The organism is Micrococcus sp. HMSC31B01 (genome assembly GCF_001816085.1).
Lineage (GTDB): Bacteria > Actinomycetota > Actinomycetes > Actinomycetales > Micrococcaceae > Micrococcus > Micrococcus luteus.
On sequence record NZ_KV825333.1, the window covers coordinates 1 to 5,970 of the forward strand.

Here is a 5,970-nt window from a genome sequence, read left to right on the forward strand (position 1 = left end):
TGATGTGGGGCCTATCTCGCGTTCGAAAGTTCCCATGACCCCGATTTCACGTTCGAAAGTGAGCTGGGCTGGGCGGGGCTGGGCGGGACCGGACCGGCTCGGCCGGTCTGGGAGGATGGACCGCGGAGGTGCCCCGTGTCCCAGAAGTCCCGCAAGTCCCGTCCGCGCCCGTCGCGGCCCGCCGCGCGCCCGGTCGCCGAGTCCCCGCGCTCCCGTCCCACGCTGCGGGACGTCAACGTCCGTGAGGACCTCGCCGCGGCCGCTGAGCGCGAGGGCAGCCCGGCGATCCCGGTGAGCGCGCTGATCGTGACCACCCTGCTCGTGGGCGCGTACCTCCATCTGCTGGTGCTGCAGCAGATGACCCAGCTCAGCGGCGGCCTGGCGATGCCGGACTCCCTGCTGTTCTACGGGCAGGACCACATCCGCGCGCTCTCCGCGGTCATGGACGAGGACGCCCGCGGCCAGCTGAACTGGGTGCACAAGACGGCCGGCGTGATCTTCCCGATCGCCGTGGCACTGACGGTCACCGCGGTCGGCGCATGGCGCCTGCGTCCCGTCGGCGCCAAGTGGGCCGTCTTCGGGCTGGGCGTGCTGTTCGCGGTCGTGGACATCTGCGAGAACATCGCGATCGAGCAGGCGATCGCCGCCGGCGGCCCGGGCACCGGCCTGGCCGCCGCCCTGACGCTGACCCGCTGGGTCCTGCTGGCGCTGCTCGCGCTGGCGGTGGCCGTGATGCTGTGGGCCGGGCGGCGCCGTCGTGGTCGCGCCGCGCGGGCGGCCTGAAAGGCTCGGCTAGACTCGCTCACCGGACCGGCGCGCGCGACGCGCGGTCCGCGCCCCAGTAGCTCAGTTGGATAGAGCGACCCTCTCCTAAAGGGTAGGCCGTCGGTTCGATTCCGGCCTGGGGCACCCGGGTGGCCGGTCCGGCCGCCGCCTCATTCCGCGTCGGCGAACTGCGTGGTGTAGAGCTCCGCGTACCGTCCGTCCGCCGCGAGCAGCTCGGCGTGCGTGCCGCGCTCCACGATCCGCCCGGCCTCGACCACGAGGATCTCGTCCGCGTTGCGCACGGTGGAGAGCCGGTGCGCGATCACGATCGCGGTCCGCCCGGCCAGCGCCTCCCCCAGCGCCTCCTGGATGGCGCGCTCGTTGGTGGAGTCCAGCGCCGCCGTCGCCTCGTCCAGCACCACGACGCGCGGGGCCGCCAGCAGCAGCCGCGCGATCGTCATGCGCTGCCGCTCGCCGCCGGAGAGGCGGTAGCCGCGCTCGCCGACCACGGTATCCAGCCCGTCCGGCAGCGCCTCGACCACGGGGCGCAGGCGGGCCCGCTCGACGGCGTCCCACAGCTGCTCGTCCGTCGCGTCGGGGCGGGCCAGCGTCAGGTTGGCGCGCACGGTCTCGTGGAAGAGGTGGCCGTCCTGGGTCACCATGCCCACGGCCCGCTGCAGGTCCGCGAACGCGAGGTCCCGCACGTCCACGTCGCCGATCTCGACGGCGCCGGAGGTGACGTCGTGCAGGCGCGTGACGAGCGAGGCGATGGTGGACTTGCCCGCACCCGAAGAGCCCACGAGGGCCACGGTGGCCCCGGCGGGCACGGCCACGTCGATCCCGTGCAGCACCTCCTCGCCGCCGCGCGTGTCCAGCACGGCGACCTCCTCGAGGGAGGCCAGGGACACCTGCTCCGCGGTGGGGTAGGCGAAGCGCACGTCCCGCAGCCGCACGGACAGGGGCCCCTCCGGCAGGGCCGCGGGCCGCGCGGGCTCCGTGATGAGCGGCTCCAGGTCCAGGACCTCGAACACGCGCTCGAAGCTCACGAGCGCGCTCATGATCTCCACGCGGGCGTTCGCCAGCGCGGTCAGGGGGGCGTACAGGCGGGTCAGCAGCAGGGCGAGGGTGACGACGTCGCCGGCGTCGAGGGTGCCCGCGATCGCCTGGAGCCCGCCCACGCCGTACACGGCCGCGAGCGCGAGCGCGGAGACCAGGGTGAGCAGCGTGGTGAAGACGGCCTGGCGCACGGAGATGTCCACGCCGGTGGCGCGCACGCGGTCCGCGCGGCGGGCGAACTCGGCGGACTCGGCGGCGGGGCGGCCGAAGAGCTTGATGAGTGTGGCGCCGGGAGCGGAGAACCGCTCGGTCATCTGGTCGCCCATGGCCGCGTTGTGCCCGGCCCGCTCGCGGGACAGGCCCGCCAGCTTCGAGCCGACCGCCCGGGCCGGCAGCAGGAACAGCGGCAGCATCACGAGGGACAGGACGGTGACCTGCCAGCTGGTGGCCACCATCACGCCCAGGGTCAGCGCGACGGACACCACGTTCGCGACGACGCCGGAGAGCGTCCGCGAGATCGCCGACTGCGCCCCGATCACGTCGTTGTTCAGGCGCGAGACGAGCGCGCCGGTGCGGGTGCGCTGGAAGAACGCCACCGGCATGCGCTGCACGTGGTCGAACACGGCGGTGCGCAGGTCGTAGATGACCTGTTCCCCCAGCCCGGCGGAGAGCCACTTGGTGAACACGGACAGCGCCGCGTCGAGCACCGCCACGAGGGCGATCAGCAGGGCCAGCCGCACCACGAGCCCGCGGTCCGCGCCGCCGGTGATCGCGTTGACGACGTCGCCGGCCAGCACGGGCGAGGCCACGCCGAGCACCGCGCCCACGATGGACGCCGCGACGAACACGATCAGGCGGGTGCGGTACCGGCCCGCGAACGCGATGGTCCGGCGCACCGTGCCGCGGGCGAGGCTCTGCTGGGCGTCGGACTGCCCGCGGGTCATCCGCATCATGGACATCCGTGCCGCCGACTCCATGCTCATGGGCCCCTCCGCTCTCTCGACCGTTGGAGAGTCTAGGAACCGCCGGGCACGGGCGGGCGCGATTCCGCTTCCGGCGTCAGGCCGCCAGGCGCAGGTAGTCCCGCCACGCTTCGGCGGGCCGCTCCAGCTCGCGGATCCGCCACTGGGCCCCGCGCGGGCGCACCGGCTCCACCCGCAGCCGCCAGCCCAGGGCCTCGAGCGAGCGGTCCGCCTTCGCCCCGTTGCAGCGCAGGCAGCAGGCCACGAGGTTCTCCCACGAGTTCTCGCCGCCCCGCGAGCGCGGCCGCACGTGGTCCACGGTGGTGGCGTGGGCGCCGCAGTAGGCGCAGCGGTGTCCGTCCCGGCGCAGCACGCCCTTGCGGGAGACCGGGGCCGCATCCGTGTGGGGCACCCGGATGTACTGGTGCAGCAGGATCACGAGGGGTCGGCCCCACGCGCGGGTGGGGCTGCGCATCGGGTCACCGGCGTCCTCGAGCACGCTCGCCTTGCCGGTGGCCACGAGCAGCAGCGCCCGGCGGTCGGAGACGACCGAGAGGGGTTCGTAGCCGGCGTTGAGGACAAGTGTGCGCATCGGGGGCCTCGGAAGCGTGGGGACACAGGGGCGTCGTGTCTCCACGCTAGACGCGGGTGCATCGGCGCGCCGCGTGTCGCCTGCGGCGGCGGAAGAGGTTCACCGGCCCGTCACCGGGCCATCACGCCCCCGTCACGCACGACGACGGCGCGCCGCGCCTCAGCCGTCGAGACGCTCGACCCACACGTGCGCGGCCGTGGCCTCGGCCAGCTCGAGGGCCCCGCCGTCCGCGGCCGCGCCGTCCTCCGCCTCGCCCTCGACCCGGATGTACCCGGCGTCGCGGGCGGCCTCGGCACGCACCACGCGGCCGGGGGTCACGCCGGCGCCGGCCAGCTGGGCCAGCAGCTCGGGGTCGGTCTGCACGCCCTCGGCCAGCCCGCGGACGCGGAACCGGCCGGCGGTGGCGGCCTCCTCGGAGAGCCGGGCGCCCGCCAGGCCCATGTCGCGGCTCCAGTCCTCGGCGGAGGCCTGCTCGGGCCGGGGCGGGATCGGGGTGCCGTAGGGGGTCTCGGTGGGGTTCTCCAGCAGCGTGAGCAGGCGGCGCTCCACCTGGTCGCTCATCACGTGCTCCCAGCGGCAGGCCTCCTCGTGGACGAGCTCCCACTCGAGGCCGATCACGTCCGCGAGCAGGCGCTCGGCCAGGCGGTGCTTGCGCAGCACGGACACGGCCCGCTCGCGGCCCGCCACGGTCAGCTCCAGCCGACGGTCCGCGCCCACGTGCACCAGCCCGTCCCGCTCCATGCGGGCCACGGTCTGGGAGACGGTGGGGCCGGAGTGCTCCAGACGCTCGACGATGCGGGCGCGCAGCGGGGGGATGCCCTCCTCCTCGAGCTCGAGGATCGTGCGCAGGTACATCTCGGTGGTGTCGATCAGATCCGTCATGGCACGTCCTCTTCCCTCGGGCTCTTCGTCCCGGACATCCTAGCGAGGCGTGAGTCACGTGGACGGCCGGTGGTCCCGGGCGCGGGAGAATGGGCGCGACCCGCGACCCCGAAGCGTCAGGAGCACGCATGACCTCCCCCGCCGAGATCACCATCCCCCAGGACCTGCTGCCGGCCGACGGCCGCTTCGGCGCCGGCCCCTCCAAGGTCCGCCCCGAGCAGCTGAGCGCGCTCCAGGACGCAGCCGGGCTGCTCGGCACGTCGCACCGTCAGAAGCCGGTCAAGGACCTGGTGGCGAGCGTCCGGTCGGGCGTCGCCGAGCTGTTCTCGGCGCCGGAGGGCTACGAGGTGATCCTCGGCGTCGGCGGCTCCACCGCGTTCTGGGACGCGGCCGCCTTCAGCCTGGTCCGCGAGCGCGCCCAGCATCTGAGCTTCGGCGAGTTCGGCTCGAAGTTCGCCAAGGCCACCGACCAGGCGCCGTTCCTGGCGCCGTCGGACATCCGCCCCTCCGAGCCGGGCACCCGCCCCGAGCCGGAGGCCGTGGCCGGGGTCGACGTGTACGCGTGGCCGCACAACGAGACCTCCACCGGCGTGATGGCGCCCGTCGTCCGCCCCGCGGGCATCGACGAGGACGCGCTGGTCGTCGTCGACGCCACCTCGGCCGCGGGCGGCCTGCCGGTGGACGTGTCCGAGGCGGACGTGTACTACTTCGCGCCGCAGAAGAACTTCGCGTCCGACGGCGGTCTGTGGCTCGCGCTGTTCTCCCCGCGGGCCCTGGCGCGGGTCGCGGAGATCAAGGAGTCCGGCCGGTGGATCCCGGCGTTCCTGGACCTGGCCACGGCCGTGGAGAACTCCCTCAAGGACCAGACCTACAACACGCCCGCGCTGGCCACGCTCGTCATGCTGGACGCGCAGCTGCGCTGGATGAACGGTCAGGGCGGGCTGGACGCGATGACCGCCCGCACCGCCGACTCCTCCTCGCGCGTGTACGCGTGGGCCGAGGCGTCGTCCTTCGCCACGCCCTTTGTGGCCCGGTCCGAGGACCGCTCCGCCGTGGTCTGCACCGTCGACTTCTCCGACGACGTCGACGCGGCGGCGGTCGCCCAGGCCCTGCGCGCGAACGGCGTGGTGGACGTGGAGCCCTATCGCAAGCTCGGCCGGAACCAGCTGCGGATCGCGACCTTCGCCGCGATCGAGCCCGAGGACGTCGCGGCACTGCTGCGCTGCATCGACCACGTGGTCGAGCGCCTGGCCTGAGCCGTCCCCGGACGGGGACACGGGCCCGCGGGGGACTCCACCGCGGGCCCGTTGCGTGTCCGCCCCGGCGGGTCAGCCGGGGCGCGCCGTCTCAGCCGCGGTCGTCCGGCGCGGCCTCGGGCGCCGGGGAGCCGGGCACGCGGCCCTCGGCCACGGCCTTGAGCCGCTCGCGCTCCTCCTCGTTCACCCGCTCGGCGTACGGCACCCACGGGGGCGCCACGAGCGCACCCTCCCCCGCCATGAGGCCCGTCTCGCACACGGTGACCTGCTTAGCGCGTGGGGCCCGGGCGATCGTCACGTACCAGAGCCAGCCCGCGTAGCCGGGCATGCGGCACGCGAAGCGGTGCGTCAGGAGCCGGTCGTCGTCCACGAGCACGTCCACGTGCTCCCCCACCTCGTCCGGGGCGGCCAGCCCGGCCAGCCCCGCGCGGGCGGCGTCCACGGCGGCGGCGAGCAG

At 74.4% G+C, this 5,970-nt stretch carries 6 protein-coding genes and 1 tRNA gene; 3 read left to right on the top strand and 4 right to left on the bottom strand.

Going from position 1 to position 5,970, the window contains the following annotated elements; all coding sequences use genetic code 11:
• Positions 1-135: 135 nt before the first annotated feature.
• Positions 136-783, top strand: coding sequence for a hypothetical protein (locus tag HMPREF3105_RS10330; protein ID WP_036317981.1), 648 nt, complete (start codon positions 136-138; stop codon positions 781-783).
• A gap of 52 nt (positions 784-835) precedes the next feature.
• Positions 836-909: transfer RNA gene (locus HMPREF3105_RS10335), tRNA-Arg, on the top strand.
• 26 nt (positions 910-935) lie between these two features.
• Here HMPREF3105_RS10335 and HMPREF3105_RS10340 read toward each other — a convergent pair.
• The 3 genes from HMPREF3105_RS10340 to HMPREF3105_RS10350 all read right to left on the bottom strand — a co-directional run bounded on the left by HMPREF3105_RS10340 (position 936) and on the right by HMPREF3105_RS10350 (position 4,257).
• Complete coding sequence (locus HMPREF3105_RS10340) at positions 936-2,804, bottom strand: ABC transporter ATP-binding protein (protein WP_070709529.1); 1,869 nt, start codon at positions 2,802-2,804, stop codon at positions 936-938.
• Positions 2,805-2,880: 76 nt separating this feature from the next.
• The gene (locus tag HMPREF3105_RS10345; RefSeq protein WP_020628346.1) at positions 2,881-3,375 is read right to left on the bottom strand and encodes an HNH endonuclease; all 495 of its coding nucleotides are present in this window, start codon (positions 3,373-3,375) and stop codon (positions 2,881-2,883) included.
• A gap of 159 nt (positions 3,376-3,534) precedes the next feature.
• Positions 3,535-4,257, bottom strand: a complete 723-nt coding sequence (locus HMPREF3105_RS10350; RefSeq protein WP_020628347.1) for a metal-dependent transcriptional regulator — start codon at positions 4,255-4,257, stop codon at positions 3,535-3,537.
• Positions 4,258-4,385: 128 nt separating this feature from the next.
• Here HMPREF3105_RS10350 and serC point away from each other — a divergent pair, with 128 nt between their 5' ends.
• Complete coding sequence (serC, locus tag HMPREF3105_RS10355) at positions 4,386-5,513, top strand: phosphoserine transaminase (protein ID WP_070709531.1); 1,128 nt, start codon at positions 4,386-4,388, stop codon at positions 5,511-5,513.
• Positions 5,514-5,604: 91 nt separating this feature from the next.
• Here serC and HMPREF3105_RS10360 read toward each other — a convergent pair.
• A partial coding sequence (locus HMPREF3105_RS10360) for a DUF3027 domain-containing protein (protein ID WP_070709533.1) occupies positions 5,605-5,970 on the bottom strand: 366 nt, incomplete at its 5' end.

Coding starts and splice junctions, on each gene's coding strand:
- HMPREF3105_RS10340 (WP_070709529.1), bottom strand. CDS start 2,804: ATGAGCATGGAGTCGGCGGCACGGATGTCCATGATGCGGATGACCCGC.
- HMPREF3105_RS10345 (WP_020628346.1), bottom strand. CDS start 3,375: ATGCGCACACTTGTCCTCAACGCCGGCTACGAACCCCTCTCGGTCGTC.
- HMPREF3105_RS10350 (WP_020628347.1), bottom strand. CDS start 4,257: ATGACGGATCTGATCGACACCACCGAGATGTACCTGCGCACGATCCTC.
- serC (WP_070709531.1), top strand. CDS start 4,386: ATGACCTCCCCCGCCGAGATCACCATCCCCCAGGACCTGCTGCCGGCC.